Below are 22016 nucleotides of genomic sequence, written 5' to 3'. Positions count from 1 at the left end.
CTTACCCGGCTGGTAACCAAACAGCTTAATACTTTTGTGCCCGACCCGGATCATATTAATGATAATACTTTAACACCATTTGTATATACAGCATTAGAGCGCATACGTACCTGTTTTGAGGGAATAAATAACAAGTATTATAATGATGGTGAGGATGTTTACTTCAACCATCTTCATTCAGATCATTATTGTTCATTTGTTTACCTGTTGAGTAACGAATGTTATAAAAACGCTAACATACCGGTGGCCACCAAATTATTTTTACTTAACAAATACCTCCACGGATTAGACCTGTATTTTAGTGTAACGCTTCCCGAAATTTTTATGCTTGTGCATCCGGTAGGGGCAGTTATTGGTAATGCCAGCTACGGAAATAAAATAGTTATTTATCAGAATTGCACCATAGGGTCCGTTTATAAAGACGGGAAATATATCTACCCAACATTCGGTGAAAATGTAGTCTTATATTCCCGTGTTTCTGTTTTAGGAGAGTGTTCAATAGGCAGTAATGTAATTTTTGGAGCCAATACTTTTGCTCTTAAAGCAACCATACCGGATTCCTGTATTGTAACAGGCTTCAGTCCCGCATTATCTATTAGTACAAAAGATAAAATACAGGTTCAATTTTTTGTATAATGGATAAGCAAAGCCTTATAATTGTTGGAGACTTTAATCGTACTGATTTTTTGTATGTGGCAAAAATTCTGAAGGATAACTACAAGATCTATTTCCTGGAATATACATTAAAATCGGAAGTAGAAAGAGATGAATATAAACAGTACGGAGAGGCCATTTTCTGGAGCGATTTTATCAGCGCCCAGGACCTGATTAATAAGATTAAACCTGTAAAAGTTTTATTTTACTTTATAGAGACATTTAACCATGTTGCAGTAAATGTTGCCTGTAAAGTAGCCGGGATAAAAACATACCACATTGAACACGGCATAAGAAGTCATGAGTTTTTAAAGATGGACTTTTCAATACCACCGTTGAGTCTGACGGATAGACTAAAAAACTATGCGGCAATAATCAGTACAATCAGGACAAGATTTAAGGGACGCCAATTTTTTAAAAATACTGTCAAAAATCTTCCATCAGTATATGCCGACTTCCTTATTCACTATTTTAATATCCGGAAGAAAGAATCCATAGCAAAAACTTTTGAACTCGTAAAAAGTGAATACAGGCTGGCGGATGAGTATATATCATTTAGTCCAAAAATATTTGATTTTCATATACTAAACGATCATTTACCGGCAACTTATCCGGTTAAGTTTATTGGGTGCCCTTCTTTCGATTACCTGGCCGAATTAAAGATTGAAAACCCGGGTAATGAAACTATCCTGTTCATTGACAGCGGGTTTGAGACGCAACTACTTTTTGGCTGGAACGAAGAAAATAAAAAGGAATTTTTACAACATTTGCTCGGTTTTTCTGAGTCTACAGGTAAAAAACTCCTGATCAAGATACATCCATATGGTAACATTGAACTTTATAAAGAACTTATCCATAATAGAAATGCTTCCATCATTACTAATGCTCAATTTATCGACAGCATACAGAGTTCGACCATAATTATTGGTTTTTACTCTACATTACTGATGCCTTTAATGGCCATGAAGCATACTGTTTGTTTTTCTTTAGAAATGCATCCGGCTTCTGTTGCCAAGCCCCTTTCTGATTTTCTGACAAAAACAGGAGCTTCATTGCAAATTAAGAAGTGGGAGGAATTATATATCGCCTACCAGGATATTGATACATTATATCAACAGCAACTAATGAAGAAAGATGAATTTATTAAAAACTGGTTATATAAATTTGATGGTAATTCGTCAGAAAGGTTCATCCAGGCAATACAGTCTTAATTTGCAGGAACACTTTTATAAGTTTAACAAAAGATATTTTTTCAGGTTAGCATATTACCCAAACACCGATCATTCAATCGTTATTAAATAATTTTAATTTTTATGCTAAATATTTCATTTATCAAATGAGTCTTTTCCGGTTTAAAGGATTGATCAATATCTCAATTTATCTGATTGTCAGTGTTATATCAGCAGGAATCAACTTTTTTTTACTTCCGGTTTTGTCATATCACTTATTACCGGCTGATTATGCCATTATTTCACTTTTAAATACTTATGTTCTCCTGCTTATGCCCCTCGTCAGCTTGTTAAGCTATGGGATTTTAGGCGTAGAATATTATAAGATGAAAGATAAAAGGGAGTATGCACGGCTGTTTTCGTCGGCCCTTTTTGTTCCGGTTGTCCCAACTCTGTTATTACTTCTACTGTTGTTGGCAGGGTTCCGGTCTTTAGCAGTAATCATGGAATTGCCGGCCACCGGATGGTTGTATGTGTATATGGCTGTCTTTTGCTTTGTACTAAACGTGGTGGAGGTAGCCAACCTTTATCTGGTCACCGCAAAAAAAGCAAAACTGTTTGCCATATTTAATTTAAGCAAGGTAATCCTGGAAGCCTTGCTTACCCTGTACTTTGTAGTATATCTGAAACATGGCTGGGAGGGAAGAATCCATTCCTGGTTTATCGTTTCAGTCCTTTTTTCTTTTATTTCATTCTTAATTTTTTATAAAGAAGAGCTTTTATCAATTCGTATTTCCCGTAAATATATGTGGCTGGCTATCACTTTTGGAACGCCGCTTATCGCTCATACAATTGGAAAATTTATTGTAAACCAAAGTGACCGTCTGTTTATTGCCAAAATGATAACGCTGGAAGAAGCAGGTATTTACAATGTTGGTTATACCATTGGGGCTATGATAATGATACTTATAAACGCGTTATCAAATTATTATTCGCCGGTTGTAATGGAAAACCTCCATAAACAGGAAGAGGGAGGTTTGATACGGATTGTAAAAGCTAATTATCAGTTTCTGATCATAATGGTATTGGGTTTTATTGCACTCAACCTGGCATCGCCATTTATTTTTAACTGGTTCATTAGTAGTAATTACGGGTCGGCCACACCTTACGTTTTTTGGATAAGTCTCGGTTACCTTTTCTGGGGAGGATATATGTTGTTTGCTCCCGTTATTTACTATCGGCATAAAACCAAATTCTTAGGTTATCTATCGGTAATTAATGTAGTTTTAAATATTGCCTTAAACTTTGTTCTCATTCCAATTTGGGGAGGAATAGGTGCCGCAATAGCCACTTTAATATCCTTTTTAATCTTATTTATCATCATAAGCGCCAAAAGTAATTCGCTTATCAGGTTACCGTGGGCCGCGGTTAAATTTAAAGATGCCTTTAAATAACTGTCCGCACCTGGTATATTTCGCTATTTCCAAAACAATTTTACTATAACCATGTCAACCCCGCAAAAAATCGCCATTGTTAATTACGGAATGGGGAATATCCACACCGTATATAAAAAAATTCAGCAAACCAATTCCGCCCCAACCATTGTCTCTACAGCCGAGGAATTACTGAATGCCGATAAAATTGTATTGCCGGGTGTAGGGCATTTTGCCAAAGCCATGGAAAACCTGCAACGGAACGGCCTGCTGGATGCGCTTAACGATCTCGTACTTCACAAAAAAAAACCTGTATTGGGCATATGCCTGGGGATGCAATTAATGTCAAAATTTAGCGAGGAAGGAGATGTGGAAGGTCTGGGATGGATTGATGCAAAAGTAATGCGCTTTCAAATTAAAGATCAGCTAACCCATAAAATCCCGCAGACCGGATGGAATTCAATACAAAAGCACGGTGACAGTCCCTTACTGAAAAAAATTGATGATAACGCTGAGTTTTATTTTCTTCATTCCTACCATTATCATGCACCTTCGTACACGAATGTTATAGCCAGTACGGTGTTTGAATATGAATATATTTCAGCTGTACAAAAAGAAAATATTTTCGGTACACAATTTCATCCTGAAAAAAGTCATGATACAGGTCTGCAACTGCTTAATAATTTTATAGCCTTATAATATGTTTCGACCAAGAATTATACCGGTACTACTCCTGAACCAGGATCACCTTGTAAAGTCTACCCGTTTCAAGAATTATAATTACATAGGAGATCCTATTAACGCCGTAAAAATATTCAATGAATTCAAAGCAGATGAGCTTGTCTTTTTGGATATATCAGCGTCAAAAAATAAACGTTTAATAAATATCCAACTTGTACAGGAAATAGGTGAAGAGGCCAATATGCCCTTTTGTGTAGGAGGAGGCATTACAAAACTTTCCGATATAGCACAACTTATTGCAGCCGGTGCAGAAAAAGTGATCATAGGTTCTGAAGCAGCTATAAATCCGGGGTTTATCAAAGAAGCGACAAATGAATTTGGCACTTCCACTATCGCCGTATGTATGGATGTAAAATCAAGCTTTCTTAAAAAGCAAAAAGTTTGGTATTTAAATGCGACAGAAAGTACTAAGTATACACCACTGGACTTCGCTAAGTTAATGGAAGACAATGGAGCCGGCGAATTGATCATTCAATCGGTAGACAATGATGGCCGAATGGCTGGTTATGATCTACCTCTTGTTAATGAGATATCGAGCCAGGTAAAAATACCAACAATAGCACTGGGGGGGGCAGGAAATATACAACACCTCAAAGAGGGATATTTAAAGGGACATGCTACCGGACTGGCAGCAGGAAGCATGTTTGTTTATATCGGATCTCACAAAGGTGTATTAATAAATTATCTGGAAAATCGTGTAAATTTTTATGACTAAGCAAAGAGATTATCAGCAATGTACCCGTTGTGTGATGGATACAACCGATCCTGAAATTGTTTTCAGTGAAGAAGGAATATGTAATCACTGTACTGATTTTATACAAAAAAAGGAAGAGGTTCGCCAACTCAAGAAATTGGGCCAGGAATACCTTGATACAATTATCAGCAAAATAAAAGAGAAAGGTAAAGGCAAGAAATATGATGCATTACTGGGTATTAGCGGAGGAGTAGACAGTTGTTATGCTGCCTATTTACTGAAACAGTATGGCATCAGAACATTGCTGGTACATTTAGATAACGGATGGAATACCAATGACGCTGCTATTAACATCAAACAAATTGCAACACGTCTTGGATTTGATTACATGAGTTATGTACTGGACTGGGAAGAGTTTAAGGATATACAACTATCCTTTTTAAAGGCTTCGGTTGTAGAAGCTGAAACACCAACGGACGTCGCTATACCCGGGTCCCTGCATAAAGTAGCCGCGAGCCATGGTATAAAATATATAATCAGTGGGGGAAACCTCGCCACAGAAGGTATATTACCCAAACTTTGGCACTATAATGCAAAAGACACTAAATACTTCAATTATATTCAAAAAACGTATGGTAAGCTGAAGCCCAAAAAGTTCCCAAATTTCAGTTTCGAAAAAGAGTTTTATTATAAAATGATCAAAGGCATAAAGATCATTTATTTATTAAACTATGTTGCCTATGATAAAGACGAGGCTAAACAATTATTAATAGATGAGCTGGGGTGGAAAGATTACGGTGGTAAACACCATGAGTCCGTTTTTACTAAATTTATTCAATCCTATTTATTGGTTAAAAAGTTCAATTTAGATTATAGAAAAGCTACTTTGAGCAGTCAAATAATCAATAATGCCATTACCAGGGATGAAGCGTTAGCAATTCTGAAAACGCCTGCTTACAACGAAGAAGAGATAGCAAAAGACAAAATATATATTGCCAAAAAACTTTCCATATCAATGGATGAACTAGAGCAGATAATTGAAAAGCCCGGAAAATACTATTATGAATATCCGAACGATGAAAAGCGGCTTACAATGATATATAATTTGTACCGAAAATTCTTTTCCAAATAATGAAGATATTACACTTTATTGATAGCTTAGGATATGGAGGAGCGGAAACCTTATTGACAAATTATATTCCGGAGTTGAAAGAACACGACCATGTAATTGTAACTTTCTCTGATACAAATTTTTACCGGGAGATCACCAATCAATATGCCTGTTATAACTTAGACGGCAACCCCGTAAAGAATCTCTTTAAAATAGTAAGCAGGTTAAAAAAAATAATTGCAAAAGAAAATATAGATATTGTTCATAGTCACTCCTACTGGACCAATATAATTTCTAGGTTAGCAACGCCAAAGAGAAAAAAACTCATCAATCATTATCATTTTGCCGATTTTGATACTATGTTGAGTAATTATAAGGTGCGGCTTCAATTAATTATTGACAAAACTATTGGTCACCGGAACCTTCGGCGGGTTGCAGTTTCAGACTATGTGTATGGTATTCTGAAACAACATTTCCCTAAAGGGCAAAACAGTTGTTTACCTAATTTTGTAAATACACCGGCCAATAGTGAGCTAAAGTTATACCCCTATACAAAGGGTACACCCTTAAAAATTGTTGCGGTAGGCAATATTATTCACGAAAAGGGATATGATGTGTTGTTACCAGCTTTTGAAAAGCTGAAACAATATCCCATTAAAATGGATGTTTTTGGTGAAGGTGATAGCATGGAAATATATATCAATGAACTGCACAGGAGAGGCATTACGGCTCTAAAGTTTTGCGGTAAACAAAAAAGCACACCTGCATTATTACAACAGTATGACCTGTACTGCTCCTGTTCTACTTCCGAGACATTTGGCATAGCTTTAATTGAAGCAGTTGCAGCAGGTTTACCGGTTTTAATTTCTGATATTCCGGCGTTTAAAGAAATAGCACCAGATTCAGCGTATTTCTTTAAAAAGGCTGACAGCGATGATTTTTTTAATAAGGTTACAGACATATATCAAAACGGTATTACAGCAGTTGCAAGCGAATATAAATATTTGTTACAAAAATACTCTAAACCCGTTTTTTTAGAAGGGCTGCGGGATATATATCAGCATTGATATACACTCACCTAAATATTTTAGGAACTTATTTGTAGTTACTTAACCCTTGAGTTACAATATTTAATTAATAAGAAAGACGAAATATGTGTGGGATTACAGGGCTTATCGATTTTAAAAATAAAAGTACATTAGCGAATATTAAAGCAATGACTGCCAGTATGCCCCACCGGGGTCCTGATGGCAATTCAGAACACTTTATTGAAAAGGGCAGCTATTCAATAGGCTTAGGGCATCGTCGTTTATCTATTATTGACTTAAGCCACGCGGCGGACCAACCGATGTTTTATGAAGATCTTACCATCGTGTTTAATGGCGAAATATACAATTACCAGGAAATAAGGGCGGAGCTCATTCAATTGGGTCATACGTTTGTTACACATTCCGATACAGAAGTGATTTTACATAGCTGGAAAGAATGGGGTGAAACATGCATTCAGAAATGGCACGGTATGTTTGCCATCGCTATCTATGACAGCTCAAAAGAACAAATCATTTGCATTCGTGACAGGGCAGGCGTTAAGCCTTTTAATTATTATTTTAACAATGATCTTTTCTTATTCGGATCAGAGCTAAAGTGTTTAATGGCACATCCCGCATTTGAAAAAAACATCAATGCGGCGGCAGTTGGATCCTATTTACAATATGGCTATGTATCGGGTCCTTATACAATTTTCGAACACACGCATAAGCTGCCCCCCGGGCATTTAATGAAATTTAATCTCAAGAGCAAAGAGATTGAACTAAAACAATACTGGAACGTATACACTTATTACAACCAGCCCAAGCTGGATATCAGTTTAAACGAGGCGATCACTGAAACTGAAAAGATATTAGAAAAAGCATTCCAGTACAGGATGGTAGCCGATGTTCCGGTAGGTGTTTTTTTAAGTGGCGGGTATGACAGCTCCTGTGTCACTGCACTTTTGCAGAAAAACAGTACAGAGAAGTTAAAAACTTTTACCATTGGCAGTACCGATGACAAACTAAACGAGGCCCCTTTTGCCAAGCAAATAGCACAACACTTAGGAACAGACCACACTGAGTATTTTTGCACTTCCAAAGAAGCCCTGGATATTATACCGGAGCTGCCGTTCTATTATGATGAGCCCTTTGCGGACAGCAGTGCCATACCTACTATACTCGTAAGCCGTCTTGCACGCCGGGAAGTGACGGTAGCCCTTTCGGCAGACGCGGGAGATGAAATTTTTGCCGGTTATAACCGGTACGACTATGTTAGCCGCTATGGTAACAAATTAAGAAAAATTCCTGCTTTTTTACGGAAAACCATGGCCACAGGAATGAACCTGGTATCCTCCGAACAAATCCCTGTTTTAAAAAACAAACCTAATTTTCATAGCCGCTATGACAAATTAAAGAACCTGCTACTCGATCCGTCGCCAAATGAACTATTGAAAAATTTAAGTATAGTTTTCAGTGATAAGGAAATTGAAAACATCATGAATAAGCCCACTAAAAGTTTAATTACCGCACATACCAGTGATGAGTTAAAGGAGGCTTTTTATGATGAAGTATCATACATGATGGCCATCGACTACAAGACCTATATGGTGGATGATATTTTACAAAAGGTGGACCGGGCAACGATGAGTGCAAGCCTGGAAGGCAGAGAACCCTTCCTGGATCAGTCTATCATAGAATGGGCAGCCAGATTGCCTATCTCGTATAAATATCATAACGGATCCAAAAAATATATTCTCAAACAAATTGTTCATAAGTACATACCACAGTTCATTATGGAGCGTCCCAAAATGGGTTTTGGCATCCCGGTACAAAAATGGTTAAGTGCCGAACTAAAACCCCTGGTTGAAACATACCTGGGCGAAAAGAATCTACAAAAACACGGCCTGTTTAATACAGCTACAACCAATAAACTGGTTAAGGACTTTTTTAATGGCCGAACTGAAAAATACCTGCAGATATGGTATTTATTAATGTTCCAAATGTGGTATGAAAAATGGGTGGATTAAAAATGTTAAAATACCTGAAGCAGTTCGCAGCTTTAATATTATTATTCGTCAATATAGTTTTTAACTGGCAGTGCGCATCTGCCCAGAAAAAAATTACACTGACCAATAAAACAAAAATTGTTTATTCCGGTACAACAACAGATGCCATATCTGATTTACAAAACTGTTTAAACAATTATGATGTGGGGGAAATAAGCATTGCTTCTACCGAAATGGAGAACAGGACAGGGCAGGAATTTTATCTATCGGTACAGGATAAACGTACTGTGATACAGTATACAACCCAACAAAGCCTTGAAAATGCCATTTATACCTACCTCGACCTGTTAGGATTCAGGTGGTATGGTCCGGGAGATAACTGGTTCATTAAACCCGCCAAATTACCCGCGATCAATGTACAGGGCGCCTGGATTAAACCATCGTTCAGAAACAGGGATTTTTTTGGCACAGGCGGCCTGGACTTTAACGAAAAACCCTTTTTTGATCCTCAGAACAATTATAAAACCAAATGGCTGGCCTGGAAAAGAAGGAATAGGTTTAATGTGGATTTTAATACAGAAGGACATACGGGCCATGCATTTTACTTACAAAATAAAGCATTGCTAACGGCTAACCCCAATTGGTTTACCAATACAAACGGATTACAAAACGGGCGGATAAAGATTGAAAACCCGGCAGCCGTTCAGGCCTATAAAAACTGGGTACATACTGTTTATAAACAGGCAAAAACTCCCTTTATCGCGTTAAGTGTTGATCCCGAAGATGGCAGAGGCGGCAGTGACGACCCCTTACCACAAAACATGAAAGGTATTAAAAATCACGCTGACAAATGGTGGTGGCTGGCCAATGAAGTGGCAAAAGATTATACCAATAATAATAAAGTAGTTATTACCGCCTATGCTTACGGCGACGGAGCAACCAATGCGCTGGTACCCTCCTTTAAGTTACGTAAAAATGTATACCCGGTAATAATCCCCTACGCTTTTCAAAAAGCATACTTACCCGATGAGATGGTAAGAGTATGGGCAAATTCTGTAGAAGGCAATATGGGCATATATGACTATTGGAATATCACCCAATGGAGCCTGGGCATGCCACAGTTCAATATTTACGATATACCACGCAAACTGAAATTCTGGAACAAAAATAAAATAGACGGTATATACCTGGAAACAACAGATGCCGCCGGCCCTATGGGTCATGCTTTGTGGTTAGCCGGACAACTACAATGGAACAGTAACGCTGACTTTGAAAAATTGTACCGCCAATATTTAACGGATTGTTTTGGGAAAGCCTCAGACATTATGAAAAAAATGTTTGACCGGTGGAGTTTAAACTATCAAGGCGCCGGAGAAGTATCATTAACCTTTCATGACTTAAACGAGGCTGCTGCCAAAGCTGGCGAAAATACACCAGAATGGAAACGTATTAATGAGTTAAAAGCTTATGCACTTTTTATTAAACTTTATTACGAACATGATGGTTCACAGGCCAGCAGGGATAAAATATTCAACTATTTATACAGTATTCACCATTTAATGATGGTACAGACCGCTGCGTTTGTTGGCCAAAATTACATTGCCCCGTTTAACCTGAACAAGATAGAAGGCAGGGCCGCAGCTATTAACAGCAGCCAGATCGAAAAAGAGTTTAGCACTACCCTGAAAAAAGTTCCGGCAAAATTTGCCATCAGTGAAAAAAAGTTTGACCCTTCAAAAGTCGGGTTTATAGAACCCATTCCTGATATGGCCTGGCGTTTTGGCCGCATCTCAGCGAATTTTTATTTTGTGGCACCCTTCTCTGGAAAAGTTCAGCTGGATGCCGGTGCACAGGGAGAAACAAGCCTGCGAATATTTACAGATGATCAATCTATCAGCAATGAAAAAATTGGAAAAGAAAATTACAGTCATACTGAAATAATTAATAACGAGACCTATTACCTGAAAAAAATAACGTTCACGGTTGAGAAGAATAAAAAGTATTATGTGCAGTTAAGTAATGGTTTTAACCGGCTCAAGGTAAACACACAGGGAATTGTTTTGCTTAAAGTACCCGGTCAGGAAGATTTTGACAATTTTGCTTACCCGGCACAATACTTTTATGTGCCTTCTGATGTAACCGAAATTATTTTTTTTGATGCACAGCCGGAGGGCACAAATGGCAGGGGCTACCTGATTGCCCCCAATGGTGAGCAGTTGAAGAGAGTAGCTACAGGAGTAAAAGATATTTATAAAGTTCAGGTACAGCCAGCATGGAGAGGTAAAATATGGACCGCCTTTTTCGGACACCCGACCTGGAGTTTCAAAAATATTCCTAACATCACCAGTTTGCAACGTTTTTCCTACCAGGAATAACCACAGCCCGTTTAACAAAAAATACTAATAATTTTTACAACAAATATTCAATGAGTGTTCCGGTATTATACCTCTCATACGACGGCATGACAGATCCGCTGGGTCAATCGCAGGTTTTACCATATATATGCGGTCTAACCCAACAGGGATATAAGTTTACACTTATCAGTTTTGAAAAAAAAGAAAGATATGCCACTGACAAAGCTATCATTGAAGCAATTTGTCAAAAAAACAATATTGAATGGCACCCGTTAATGTATACCAAAAAACCGCCCGTTTTATCAACCATAAATGATATACGACAAATGAGACGGTTAACTACCCTGCTGCATAAAAAGACTAACTTTTCCATTGTTCACTGCAGAAGTTATATAGCGTCCCTGGTTGGTTTAAGGATGAAAGAAAGATATGGAACCCGGTTCATCTTTGATATGCGGGGGCTTTGGGCCGATGAACGGGTGGATGGCGGCCTTTGGCCTCAATCAAATTTTTTATACAAAACAGTTTATCGCTTTTTTAAGAAAAAGGAGATCGCTTTTTTAAATAATGCCGATCATACGATCTCGTTAACGCATAATGCAAAAAAAGAAATTCTTAGCTGGCCACAATTAAAGTCATCTGCAATTCCCCTGACCGTTATCCCCTGCTGTGTTGACACTGAACATTTTAATCCCGGGAAAATCAGTGAAAACGATATCCTAAGCTTAAAAGACAGATTGCAGATAAAAAGCGGGCAAACCATCATTGCCTATTATGGGTCTATTGGTACCTGGTATTTATTAAACGAAATGCTTGCCTACTATCAACAACTGTTACAAAACAACGCTGATACAATATTTCTTTTTGTAACGCCGGATCCTCCTGAATCCATATTTAAAGTTTCCAGGCTATTGGGCATACCCGATAATCATCTCCGGATCGTTTCTGCCAAACGAAATGAAATGCCGGGTTATATAGCCATATGCGACTACTCCATATTTTTTATTAAACCTTCTTATTCAAAAAGAGCTTCCTCCCCAACGAAACAGGGCGAGATCATGTCAATGGGTAAACCTATTATCTGTAACAGCAATATGGGAGACACTGATTTAATTGTTGAAGAGTACGCTTCGGGCTATGCAATTGATCATTTTACCAATTCTGAATACAATAAAGGGATTGACAAGATGAAAGACCATCATTCTTTCGATCCAGAACATATACGTGCCGGAGCATTGAGCTACTTTTCACTCGCCAAAGGCGTGGAACAATATGCAGCTATTTATAAAGGACTTTTATAAAAGGCTTCCTTTCAATAAAAAAGTTTGATCATTAGCAATACTGCAAACAGATTTAGATCATAAAAATGCACAATCGGAAAAAAAAGGTTTTAGTTCTCTGCCCCAGTCCTCGCGGAACTGCTGCTACGCAAAGATTAAAATATGAACAATATATACCGGACCTGGAAAAATCGGGGTACCAGTTTACCATCTCTAACTTTCAATCCAGCAGGTTCTGGAAAATTATTTATAAACCCGGCCATACCTTAGAAAAAATTTTCTGGGTTGTTATGGGCTATTTACGCAGGACCTTTGATTTGATGCGGGCCCCGTTTTACGATATTATTTTTGTGAACTTATGGATTACCCCACTTGGTCCGCCCCTGTTTGAAAGACTCTTTTGTGTTTTTAGAAAGAAAATAATATATGATATAGATGATATGTTATTTAAAACAGGTTCAGGTCATGGGAAACAAAGTTTTATTCAAAAACTAAAAGGCACCAAAAAGCCGGTCGTTTTAATGAAAAATGCAACCTATGTAATCGTATGTACACCCAAACTTGAAGAAATTGCCCTCAGCCTTAATAAGCATAAAAATGTGGTAGACATCTCCTCTACTTTTGACACCCGGAGATTTGTTCCTGTTAATAAAGAAGCTTCCGGTAAACCCTTAGTTATAGGCTGGACAGGTACACATAGCACCCTTCCTTTCCTGGATCTTATTCAACCGGCATTATCTAAACTGGCGCAGGAACGTTCCTTCACGTTAAAAGTTATTGCCAATAAATACTATCAAATGGAGGGCGTTCCTACAGAATATATTGACTGGAACGCAAATACAGAAGTCATGGATTTACATACTTTTGATATTGGTTTATATCCTATACCCGCTAATGAATGGAGCCTGGGAAAAAGTAGTTTAAAAGCACTTACCTACATGGCGATAGGCATTCCGTTTGTGGCAACGGCATATGGAACTAATTACAGGATCATGGAGGACGGAGTACAAGGATTTATGGCTCTGGAACAAGACGAATGGGTTGAAAAATTAAAACAACTGATAGACGATTTTGAGTTAAGAAAGAAAATGGGAGAAATGGGACGCAAACGTGTGGTAGAACAATATTCAACTGAAGCAAACTTACCCAAATATTTAAACGCATTTAAAACAATTACCAGTTAATTCAACAAATATGAGTACAAAAAAGAGAATCTACATGGCCGGTGTAGGAGGCATGTTAGGCGAAGCATTTTATATGAAATTCAAGGATGAATATGATATTAAATGCACAGATATTGATGTAAACGAAAGTTGGCTTTCATACCTCGATTTCAGGGATTATGAGACTTACAAAAAAGATGTATTGGATTTCAAACCCGATTACCTTTTTCATATAGGTGCTTTTACAAGCCTTGAGTATTGCGAACAAAATGTAGACGAAACTTACAGAACCAATACCATTGCTGTTGAAAACGCAGTGTACATTGCCAACGAGCTGGATATTCCCTTATTGTATATATGCACGGCTGGTATATTTGACGGGGGCAAGGATGTTTATGATGACTGGGATTTACCTAATCCGCTGGGACATTATGCACGCAGCAAATATGCAGGCGAGTTGTTTGTAAAGGAAAATTGTAAGCGATACCTGGTTTGCCGTGCCGGATGGATGATGGGAGCTGGTCCTAAAAAAGACAAAAAGTTTATCCAAAAACTTATGGCACAAATCAAAAACGGCCAGAAAGAATTGTTTGTTGTGGATGACAAATTAGGCACACCTACCTATACGCATGACTTTGCCAATAATGTGAAACTATTGATCCAAAAAGAATACTGGGGTTTATATAATATGGTATGCGGGGGTATTACCGGCAGGTTTGAAGTAGCACAGGAACTGGTTAAGATGCTGAACCTTGATAGTGAAATAAAAGTTACCGCGGTAAATTCCGATTACTTTAAAGACACTTATTTTGCAGCTAGGCCACCTTCTGAAAGACTATTGGATAAAAAACTTGACTTAAGAGGGGTTAACATCATGCGAGACTGGAAGGTCTGCCTGAAAGAATACCTCGAAAATTATTATACTGGTTATTTAGATTAGATTAAACGCACAGGAGCCTTCTTTATGAAGGCTCTTTTTTTATAATAAAATCATTACGCAGGATAGTATAGCTATGCTCGTACTTATGCTGCTCCGCTAAGTTTATAGTATTCTATTGCGCTGAATATAACAGGAAATGGTTCACCGGGTAAATTACAAACCCAGTTTAGGCATTAACCTTTTACCTCTGGGTACTCCCTTGTAGTAAGTAAGCATAAGGAATAACAGGTAAAATGGCAGGCATGGGATTTTATACCTCGATAATGCACCGAAATTATAGGATGTAACCCCAACCGCAAAAGCAAATATCAGGGCAAAAATGATACAAAACTGGATAGTTGGATCTGTTACTGTGATCCTGTACACTTTAGCCAATCCTACCGCGAACAATACTTTTAAAGTAAGAAGCAAAAACAAAAACGCCTCCAGGGCCGAAAGAAGAACAATAACTTTCCCCGACTCCCATAGATACGGCCTGAATAAAGTAACATTAACAGCCAAAGGGAACTTTGTCAGCATCCCAGTAAACGAATTATCAAACTCTCCCAGCGAATAACCTGAACCCTCATCACCCGACGAGTATAATATCCAATCACGGGTTGTAGCCGCCGTAGCCTCCAGATTATCCAGTGAGTATTTACCTAAGGCCTCCTCGCCTAAAGACTGCATAATCAGCATTGCCCCTCCTGCCATTAAAACAACACTGGTTAACCGTAAAAAAAAGCGACTTCCTCTATTATTTATTTTACTGGTATATATAAATAATATCCACAACAATACCGCCGGTAAAAATGCCAATAAAATATAAATCTTAATGGTGGCCACCAATAAGATACTTACCCCTCCTAATAACAGGTTCGATAACCTGAAGTCGTATTTAACTAAGATCCGGAATACACTATATGTAAGCCAGCCTAAGGCAAATAAACAGATCGTATCTTTAAAAACACCGGACCCCCAGATAAAAGTAGAGGGTATAAATAAAGTGGCAATAGCTATCTGACCAGTTAAATGTTTATACAGCGTTGCAAAGGTTCTGAACAAAGCCCATACGCCCGTGAAGGATATAGCTGCAAACAGAACTGCGGCCGGCAGGTAAGTACCCAATAAAAAAAGGCTGAAAAATGCCGTTACTGAACAAACTGCATAACTTCCCGGATCACCATACCATACCAGCCTGGAAGTATAAGCATAGTATTCGGGATCTAATGCATCCGGGATTCTGAAAACCAGCTTCATCCATTTGACAAATGATTCATCAAAAGCTGAATTAATAATTTTTGACTGTAAATAATATTCTGTCGTATCCCCTCCCCCATAATAATACACATACACCATGGAAATAAATAAGGCACCAAAAATCTTCACCGTTAAACCCGGTATAAAATATTTACGCCAGGGATGGTTTACGGGATAATGCTTATTCCGATATTTGTAGGCAATTCCATAGACAATTGCCAGTACAAATGGTAAAATTGCATAATCTAATAAAGTAATGTATTCCGTCACTAAGGCCTTATTATTTTGGCAATATTAGGAACATTTGAGTAATAAGTAATCTATAAAATAACATGCCCCGTATTTTACGTATACATAACCGCATTGTAATCGGAGGCCCGACGCTTAACGTGCTTAACCTGACCAAGTATCTGGCACCCGGGTATGAAACCATGCTCGTGGCCGGAGAAAAGGAAGACCATGAAAAAGACGCCTCTTCCCTGGCCCATGCTATGAATATTGAACCGGTACTGGTTTCAGAAATGGGACGCTCCGTATCAGCCAAAAATGATGTTGCCGCCTATAACCGTATAAAAAAGCTGATCAAGGAATTTAAACCCGATATTGTACACACCCACGCGGCAAAACCCGGACTGATAGGCCGGCTGGCAGCCGCCAGCTGTAAAGTGCCAGTTATTGTACACACGTTTCACGGACATGTATTTCACTCCTATTTCAGTAAAACCAAGACAAGGTTAATTATTAATACAGAAAGATACCTGGCCACCAAGGCCAATGCCATAGTGGCCATCAGTGAACAACAGAAAAAAGAACTGGCCCTGGATTTTAAGATCGCCAGGGAAAAAAAATTCAGGATCATCCCACTGGGCTTTGAGCTGGACCGTTTTACCCTGGACCAGGACGAAAAAAGACACCGCTTCAGGAGCGAATTCCAGGTAGCGGACGATGAAATTGCCATTGGTATTACCGGCAGACTGGTGCCGGTAAAGAACCATGAGGTATTCCTGAAAGGCTTAAGTCATGTTTTACAAAATACCAGTAAAAAAGTCCGGGCCTTTATAGTCGGAGATGGTGAAACCCGCCAGCAACTGGAAGCCTGGGCCACCGCGCTCAATATACCCTATACCGCTGCCGGCGATAGCTTTGATGTGACCAAACCACTGGTTTTTACCTCCTGGAGAGGTGATATTGATGTGATCAATGCCGGACTGGATATTGTTACCCTTACCTCCCTGAACGAAGGAACTCCGGTGAGCCTGATTGAAGCACAAGCCTCCAACAAGCCCATTGTTTCCACCCGGGTGGGTGGCATCCAGGATATTGTGATAGAAAATGAAACGGCCCTCCTATCCGGTATCCATGACCAACAGCTGTTTTCGGATAACCTGTTACAATTAGTAAACAATGACGACCTGAGATATAACCTGGGTCGTAAAGGCAGCGACTGGGTAATGAAAAAATTCAGCGCCCAGCGCCTGGCAAATGATATGGACCATTTATACCAGGCCTTGCTCCGTAAAAAAAGAATTCACGGCCGGTAACAATTTCTTCATCCGCAATCCCGTTCAACCCGTTACAATATTGTAAATTTGTTATAATTGTTATTGCAATAACAACAGCTTAAACGCTCTGGCAATCCATCAACATGTTCAACTTATTTGGTAAAAAAAAGCCTGCAACTCCTTTCGATTTTTCCCAGTTGGGTACCGACATGCATTCACACCTGTTACCGGGTATTGATGACGGGGCCACCGATATTGAAAACAGCCTGGAACTCATAAAAGGTTTACACGCCCTGGGCTATAAAAAATTTATTACCACCCCTCATATCATGGCTGGCATGTATCATAATACGCCAGCCATCATTAATGACAGGCTGGCCCTGGTAAGGCAGGCGCTGGAACAACACAATATCCCCGTTACCATACACGCCGCAGCAGAGTATTTTTTAGATGAACATGTGGAAGAGTTACTGCAAAAAAAGGAGCCGCTCCTGACCTTAAGCGAGAACCTGGTACTGACGGAGTTTTCTATGGCCCAGCCGCCGATGAATATAAAAGATATCCTTTTTGAGATGCAAATGCAAGGTTATCAACCTGTTATTGCCCATCCGGAACGTTATACCTACCTTATTCAAAATAAAAACTTTTACCACGAACTAAAAGATACCGGCTGTTATTTCCAGCTGAATATTCTTTCACTTACCGGGGGCTATGGGAAAGTGGTAACCGAACTGGCCCAATACCTGCTTAAAAACAATTTTTACAACCTTTTGGGTACTGATCTGCACCATTTGCGCCATTTAGATGCCCTGCATAACCCCGCATTAGCTGAACCCATAAACAAAATACTCAGTACCAACCAGTTACTAAACCAGTCATTATAAATGACTTGGGCAATGTGAACAGGACGTTAAACCTTACAAAATACTCAACCTTTCCTTGCCGGTAATATAAAAAGTTGTAAATTTGGTCAACTAAATTGACGATATATGGCAGATAAGAAGTTTAACGAGATGTTGGTTGATAATGCGGATTTCTTAAAACCTTTTGCTGTTAATCTGACCAAAGACACAGAAACTGCAAACGATTTATACCAGGAAACATTATATAAGGCATTAGCCAATCATGAAAAATACAATTCGGGTACCAATATTAAAGCATGGTTATTTACCATCATGCGTAATATTTTTATTAACGATTACAGGCGTAAAGCCAAACGCAAGACTATTTTCGACAACACGGCCGAAGATTACCTGATCAATATGAAACAGGTATCTGTTGCCAATGGCGCCGAAAGCAGTATACGTGAAAAAGAAATTAAACAGGCTATCAACGAGCTCCCTGAAATTTTTAAAACACCCTTTATGTTATACTTTGAGGGTTACAAATACCAGGAAATAGCCGAATACCTGCACGAACCGCTGGGTACTATTAAAAGCCGTATCCACTTTGCCCGTAAATTATTAAAAGAGCAGTTGCACCGTTTCGCTTAAAGAAACGTTCGACTAAGGATAAGAGATATGAAAGATTTTTCATATCTCTTTTTTATACCCCTACCTATTGCTTTCCCTACTTTACAGGTATTTGATTATGGCGGCCGGAATTACTCTTCCGGTACACATTACCCAATTTTCAAATTACCAAATTCCCTAATTTGCTCCATCCCATCCCGGAATAATCCATCCCACCACAGCAAAGCCCATGATACTTAACCCATGAGATTATAGTATATTTCCATTTTATTTATGTACCCCGGGTACCAGTATCATCATCATGAACGTAGCATTATTTATTCCCTGTTATATTGACCAGTTTTATCCACAGGTGGGTATTGCCACATTACAGCTTTTGGAAAAACTGGGAGTGAATGTCAGCTTCCCGTTAAACCAGACCTGTTGCGGCCAGCCAATGGCCAACAGCGGTTTTGCCAGCCTCAGCGGTAAATGTGACCAGAATTTTGTCAGCAATTTTGCGGATGCCGATTATATTGTGTCTCCTTCCGGAAGCTGTGTGTTACACGTAAAGGAACATTTGCATGATGACAAGCGCAAAGTTGCAGCGGAAAAAATAAGGAATAACGTATATGAGTTGTCGGAGTTTTTGGTAGATGTATTAAAGGTTGAAAACATCAGGGCCAGCTTTCCGCATAAAGTAGGTTTTCATACCAGCTGTCACGGCCAAAGAGGTTTACATCTATCCTCCATGACCGAGCTCGTAGCACCCAGCTTTTCCAAACCGGAACAGTTATTAAAACAGGTGAAAGGCCTGGAACTATTACCTCCTACCCGACCCGATGAATGCTGTGGCTTTGGTGGCACTTTCTGTGTATTTGAAGAAGCGGTAAGCGTAAAAATGGGCAAGGACCGTGTAACGGATCATGCACAGAATGATGTGGAATATATTACCGGCGGTGATGTGAGCTGCCTGATGCACCTGGAAGGGATTTTAAAAAGGCAGGGCAGCAAAGTAAAAACAATACACCTGGCAGAAATACTGAACAGTGAAGTGTAATTTGATAATTTGAAAATGAAGAGCCGATACCCGAGCTCTTCAAAAACTGTAGTGTAGCAGACTGATTTTATTGCCTCCGCACTATTAAGGTGGAGGAAAAACTGAGCAGGAAAACAAAAAACAAAATTCTTTAGGCCATGGGGCAGACAGGAAATACATTAACACATGCGCAGGCTTCAGAAAAGTTTATAGCCAATGAAGCCCGTACCGACTGGCACGATGCCACCCTGTGGTTTGTACGCCAGAAAAGAGATCGCATGGCACATACCCTGCCTGAATGGGAGCATCTGAGGGAATGGGCTTCGCAAATAAAAATGCATACCTTATCCAAATTGGATGAGTACCTTATTGCCTTTGAAGAGAATGCCCTGGCTAATGGTGTACAGGTACACTGGGCAGCCGATGCTGAAGAGCATAACCAGATTATTTTAAAGATTGCGCAGGAGAACGCGGTAAAGAAAATTGTAAAGAGCAAAAGTATGCTCACCGAAGAATGCCACCTGAACCCCTACCTGATGCAGCATGGCATATCGGTGATTGATACCGACCTGGGTGAACGTATTGTACAATTACGCAACGAGCCACCCAGCCATATTGTATTACCCGCTATACATTTAAAGAAACAGGATGTAAGCGATACCTTTCATGAACACCTGGGTACCGAACAGGGTAACTACGATCCGCAGTACCTGACCCATGCTGCCCGTAAATCATTACGCAATGATTTTTTAACGGCTGATATGGCCATCACAGGCGTAAACTTCGCCGTGGCCGAAACCGGTGGTTTTGTGGTATGTACCAACGAAGGAAATGCGGATATGGGCGCGCATGCCAATAAAATACATATTGCCTGTATGGGTATTGAAAAACTGATCCCCACCAGTAATGACCTTTCTGTTTTTCTGAGACTGCTGGCACGCAGTGCCACCGGTCAACCCGTTACCACTTATTCAACCCATTATTACAAGCCACGTCCCAACCAGCAAATGCATATTGTGATCGTGGATAACGGACGTAGCCGGCAATTGGGTCGTGAAGATTTCCGTAATTCCTTAAAATGTATCCGCTGTGCCGCCTGCTTTAATACCTGCCCCGTATATCGCCGTAGCGGCGGACATAGTTATCATACAGCGGTAGCCGGCCCCATCGGCTCTATCCTTAATCCAAATATGGATATGGAGGCCAATGCGGATCTCCCCTTTGCCTCTACCCTTTGCGGATCCTGCAGTAATGTATGCCCCGTAAAAATTGATATACATAACCAGCTATGGAAATGGCGGCAAAAATTAAGCGCCGAAGGTTATGTAGCAACAGGCAAAAAAGTAGGCATGAAAGGGATGGCCTTTGTGTTGGGTAAACCAGGCTTATACCGTTTCTCCGGCAAAATAGCCCGGATGGTATTAAGATTATTTCCCGGCCTGGCGAAAAGTAAAAAAATGAATCCCTGGTACAAACAGAGAGAAATGCCGGAAGCGCCCAAACAAAGCTTCAGGGAATGGTACCTCAAAAATAAAAAGTAATGAGCAGCAGAGCATCCATATTAGCAGCAGTGAAAGCCAATAAACCGGAAGCGACACCCGCCCCGCCGGTAATGCAGCTGCATAACAGCACGGCCATTCAATATGCTAATGCCATAGAACAGTTTAGCACTGTTGCCGGCTCTATCGGTGCTGTAGTTCATCATGTACCCGATCTCACAACCATACAAAAAACATGGCAACAACAGTTACAGGATGGACAGCGTGTTGTTAACACGATTGCGGCTATAGGCCCTGTTGATAATACGGTTGATATAGATACACCAGCGGCCCGGTTAGAAACGGTGGATACAGCCTATATCACCGGCAGCCTGGCAGTAGCTGAAAATGCGGCCATCTGGGTAAGCGAAAAAAACATGGTGAACCGCGCCCTGCCATTTATTTGTAAACAACTGGTATTGGTAGTATACGAAAAACAGGTAGTGCATAATATGCATGAAGCCTATAGCATATTACCCGTAGCCGAGGATGGTTATGGCGCTTTTATAGCCGGTCCTTCTAAAACGGCAGATATTGAGCAATCCCTGGTGATCGGCGCACACGGCCCCCTCGGTTTAACCATTTATATTGTAGCCAATACCGGCCAGGTATAAGCAACCAAAGAAAGACCGTATCACCCTTTTTGAGTATTGGCTGTACCAATAGCCTGT

Annotated in this window: 19 protein-coding genes; 18 read left to right on the top strand and 1 reads right to left on the bottom strand. The window is 39.6% G+C overall.

What is annotated here, in order from left to right; genetic code table 11:
* The first annotated feature begins 36 nt into the window (after positions 1 to 36).
* From ACFS6H_RS06805 to ACFS6H_RS06750, 12 genes are all read left to right on the top strand, one after another.
* The gene (locus ACFS6H_RS06805) at positions 37 to 636 is read left to right on the top strand and encodes a hypothetical protein (RefSeq protein ID WP_386096561.1); all 600 of its coding nucleotides are present in this window, start codon (positions 37 to 39) and stop codon (positions 634 to 636) included.
* Entirely contained in the window at positions 636 to 1865 is a 1230-nt protein-coding gene (locus tag ACFS6H_RS06800; RefSeq protein WP_386096559.1) for a polysialyltransferase family glycosyltransferase, read from the top strand. The genes ACFS6H_RS06805 and ACFS6H_RS06800 overlap by 1 nt, the downstream gene beginning before the upstream one ends.
* 125 nt (positions 1866 to 1990) lie before the next feature.
* Positions 1991 to 3277, top strand: coding sequence for a lipopolysaccharide biosynthesis protein (locus tag ACFS6H_RS06795; RefSeq protein ID WP_386096557.1), 1287 nt, complete (start codon positions 1991 to 1993; stop codon positions 3275 to 3277).
* A gap of 51 nt (positions 3278 to 3328) precedes the next feature.
* Positions 3329 to 3955, top strand: coding sequence for an imidazole glycerol phosphate synthase subunit HisH (gene hisH, locus ACFS6H_RS06790; protein WP_386096555.1), 627 nt, complete (start codon positions 3329 to 3331; stop codon positions 3953 to 3955).
* Position 3956: 1 nt separating this feature from the next.
* Complete coding sequence (locus ACFS6H_RS06785; protein WP_386096553.1) at positions 3957 to 4712, top strand: AglZ/HisF2 family acetamidino modification protein; 756 nt, start codon at positions 3957 to 3959, stop codon at positions 4710 to 4712.
* Complete coding sequence (locus ACFS6H_RS06780) at positions 4705 to 5823, top strand: N-acetyl sugar amidotransferase (protein WP_386096551.1); 1119 nt, start codon at positions 4705 to 4707, stop codon at positions 5821 to 5823. Before ACFS6H_RS06785 ends, ACFS6H_RS06780 begins: the two co-directional genes overlap by 8 nt.
* Positions 5823 to 6869: a glycosyltransferase gene (locus ACFS6H_RS06775; RefSeq protein ID WP_386096549.1), complete on the top strand. Its 1047-nt coding sequence runs from the start codon at positions 5823 to 5825 to the stop codon at positions 6867 to 6869. The genes ACFS6H_RS06780 and ACFS6H_RS06775 overlap by 1 nt, the downstream gene beginning before the upstream one ends.
* A gap of 86 nt (positions 6870 to 6955) precedes the next feature.
* Entirely contained in the window at positions 6956 to 8860 is a 1905-nt protein-coding gene (asnB, locus tag ACFS6H_RS06770; RefSeq protein ID WP_386096547.1) for an asparagine synthase (glutamine-hydrolyzing), read from the top strand.
* A 2-nt stretch (positions 8861 to 8862) separates the two neighbouring features.
* A complete protein-coding gene (locus tag ACFS6H_RS06765; RefSeq protein ID WP_386096545.1) occupies positions 8863 to 11214 on the top strand; it encodes a DUF4838 domain-containing protein in 2352 nt (783 codons plus the stop codon).
* A 50-nt stretch (positions 11215 to 11264) separates the two neighbouring features.
* The gene (locus ACFS6H_RS06760; RefSeq protein WP_386096543.1) at positions 11265 to 12494 is read left to right on the top strand and encodes a glycosyltransferase; all 1230 of its coding nucleotides are present in this window, start codon (positions 11265 to 11267) and stop codon (positions 12492 to 12494) included.
* A 269-nt stretch (positions 12495 to 12763) separates the two neighbouring features.
* Complete coding sequence (locus ACFS6H_RS06755) at positions 12764 to 13657, top strand: glycosyltransferase (protein WP_386096541.1); 894 nt, start codon at positions 12764 to 12766, stop codon at positions 13655 to 13657.
* Between the two features lie 10 nt (positions 13658 to 13667).
* Complete coding sequence (locus ACFS6H_RS06750) at positions 13668 to 14576, top strand: SDR family oxidoreductase (protein ID WP_386096539.1); 909 nt, start codon at positions 13668 to 13670, stop codon at positions 14574 to 14576.
* Positions 14577 to 14729: 153 nt separating this feature from the next.
* Here ACFS6H_RS06750 and ACFS6H_RS06745 read toward each other — a convergent pair whose 3' ends face one another.
* A complete protein-coding gene (locus ACFS6H_RS06745) occupies positions 14730 to 16085 on the bottom strand; it encodes a hypothetical protein (protein WP_386096537.1) in 1356 nt (451 codons plus the stop codon).
* A gap of 62 nt (positions 16086 to 16147) precedes the next feature.
* Between ACFS6H_RS06745 and ACFS6H_RS06740 the strand changes: the two genes are divergently transcribed.
* The 6 genes from ACFS6H_RS06740 (at position 16148) to ACFS6H_RS06715 (ending at position 21959) form a co-directional block, all read left to right on the top strand.
* Positions 16148 to 17356 carry a glycosyltransferase gene (locus ACFS6H_RS06740; RefSeq protein WP_386096535.1) on the top strand — a complete coding sequence of 403 codons (1209 nt, stop codon included), beginning with the start codon at positions 16148 to 16150 and terminating at the stop codon, positions 17354 to 17356.
* Between the two features lie 104 nt (positions 17357 to 17460).
* On the top strand, positions 17461 to 18201 hold the full coding sequence (locus ACFS6H_RS06735; RefSeq protein WP_386096533.1) for a tyrosine-protein phosphatase: 741 nt from the start codon (positions 17461 to 17463) through the stop codon (positions 18199 to 18201).
* Between the two features lie 105 nt (positions 18202 to 18306).
* Positions 18307 to 18810 carry an RNA polymerase sigma factor gene (locus ACFS6H_RS06730; RefSeq protein WP_386096531.1) on the top strand — a complete coding sequence of 168 codons (504 nt, stop codon included), beginning with the start codon at positions 18307 to 18309 and terminating at the stop codon, positions 18808 to 18810.
* Positions 18811 to 19090: 280 nt separating this feature from the next.
* Complete coding sequence (locus tag ACFS6H_RS06725) at positions 19091 to 19828, top strand: (Fe-S)-binding protein (RefSeq protein WP_386096529.1); 738 nt, start codon at positions 19091 to 19093, stop codon at positions 19826 to 19828.
* 137 nt (positions 19829 to 19965) lie between these two features.
* A complete protein-coding gene (locus ACFS6H_RS06720) occupies positions 19966 to 21348 on the top strand; it encodes a lactate utilization protein B (RefSeq protein WP_386096527.1) in 1383 nt (460 codons plus the stop codon).
* A complete protein-coding gene (locus ACFS6H_RS06715) occupies positions 21348 to 21959 on the top strand; it encodes a LutC/YkgG family protein (protein ID WP_386096525.1) in 612 nt (203 codons plus the stop codon). The genes ACFS6H_RS06720 and ACFS6H_RS06715 overlap by 1 nt, the downstream gene beginning before the upstream one ends.
* Positions 21960 to 22016: the final 57 nt, after the last annotated feature.

It is taken from the genome of Terrimonas rubra (assembly GCF_042686025.1).
Taxonomy (GTDB): domain Bacteria; phylum Bacteroidota; class Bacteroidia; order Chitinophagales; family Chitinophagaceae; genus Terrimonas; species Terrimonas rubra.
The sequence above is the reverse complement of the archived record's forward strand: the minus strand, read 5'-3'. Positions and strand labels throughout refer to the sequence as shown.

Excerpts from the sequence above, each read along its gene's own strand:
- ACFS6H_RS06800 (WP_386096559.1), top strand. The coding sequence starts at position 636 with ATGGATAAGCAAAGCCTTATAATTGTTGGAGACTTTAATCGTACTGAT.
- ACFS6H_RS06795 (WP_386096557.1), top strand. The coding sequence starts at position 1,991 with ATGAGTCTTTTCCGGTTTAAAGGATTGATCAATATCTCAATTTATCTG.
- ACFS6H_RS06765 (WP_386096545.1), top strand. The coding sequence starts at position 8,863 with ATGTTAAAATACCTGAAGCAGTTCGCAGCTTTAATATTATTATTCGTC.
- ACFS6H_RS06775 (WP_386096549.1), top strand. The coding sequence starts at position 5,823 with ATGAAGATATTACACTTTATTGATAGCTTAGGATATGGAGGAGCGGAA.
- ACFS6H_RS06715 (WP_386096525.1), top strand. The coding sequence starts at position 21,348 with ATGAGCAGCAGAGCATCCATATTAGCAGCAGTGAAAGCCAATAAACCG.
- ACFS6H_RS06730 (WP_386096531.1), top strand. The coding sequence starts at position 18,307 with ATGGCAGATAAGAAGTTTAACGAGATGTTGGTTGATAATGCGGATTTC.
- ACFS6H_RS06785 (WP_386096553.1), top strand. The coding sequence starts at position 3,957 with ATGTTTCGACCAAGAATTATACCGGTACTACTCCTGAACCAGGATCAC.
- ACFS6H_RS06740 (WP_386096535.1), top strand. The coding sequence starts at position 16,148 with ATGCCCCGTATTTTACGTATACATAACCGCATTGTAATCGGAGGCCCG.
- ACFS6H_RS06735 (WP_386096533.1), top strand. The coding sequence starts at position 17,461 with ATGTTCAACTTATTTGGTAAAAAAAAGCCTGCAACTCCTTTCGATTTT.
- ACFS6H_RS06725 (WP_386096529.1), top strand. The coding sequence starts at position 19,091 with ATGAACGTAGCATTATTTATTCCCTGTTATATTGACCAGTTTTATCCA.
- hisH (WP_386096555.1), top strand. The coding sequence starts at position 3,329 with ATGTCAACCCCGCAAAAAATCGCCATTGTTAATTACGGAATGGGGAAT.
- ACFS6H_RS06760 (WP_386096543.1), top strand. The coding sequence starts at position 11,265 with ATGAGTGTTCCGGTATTATACCTCTCATACGACGGCATGACAGATCCG.
- asnB (WP_386096547.1), top strand. The coding sequence starts at position 6,956 with ATGTGTGGGATTACAGGGCTTATCGATTTTAAAAATAAAAGTACATTA.
- ACFS6H_RS06720 (WP_386096527.1), top strand. The coding sequence starts at position 19,966 with ATGGGGCAGACAGGAAATACATTAACACATGCGCAGGCTTCAGAAAAG.
- ACFS6H_RS06750 (WP_386096539.1), top strand. The coding sequence starts at position 13,668 with ATGAGTACAAAAAAGAGAATCTACATGGCCGGTGTAGGAGGCATGTTA.
- ACFS6H_RS06780 (WP_386096551.1), top strand. The coding sequence starts at position 4,705 with ATGACTAAGCAAAGAGATTATCAGCAATGTACCCGTTGTGTGATGGAT.
- ACFS6H_RS06755 (WP_386096541.1), top strand. The coding sequence starts at position 12,764 with ATGGGCTATTTACGCAGGACCTTTGATTTGATGCGGGCCCCGTTTTAC.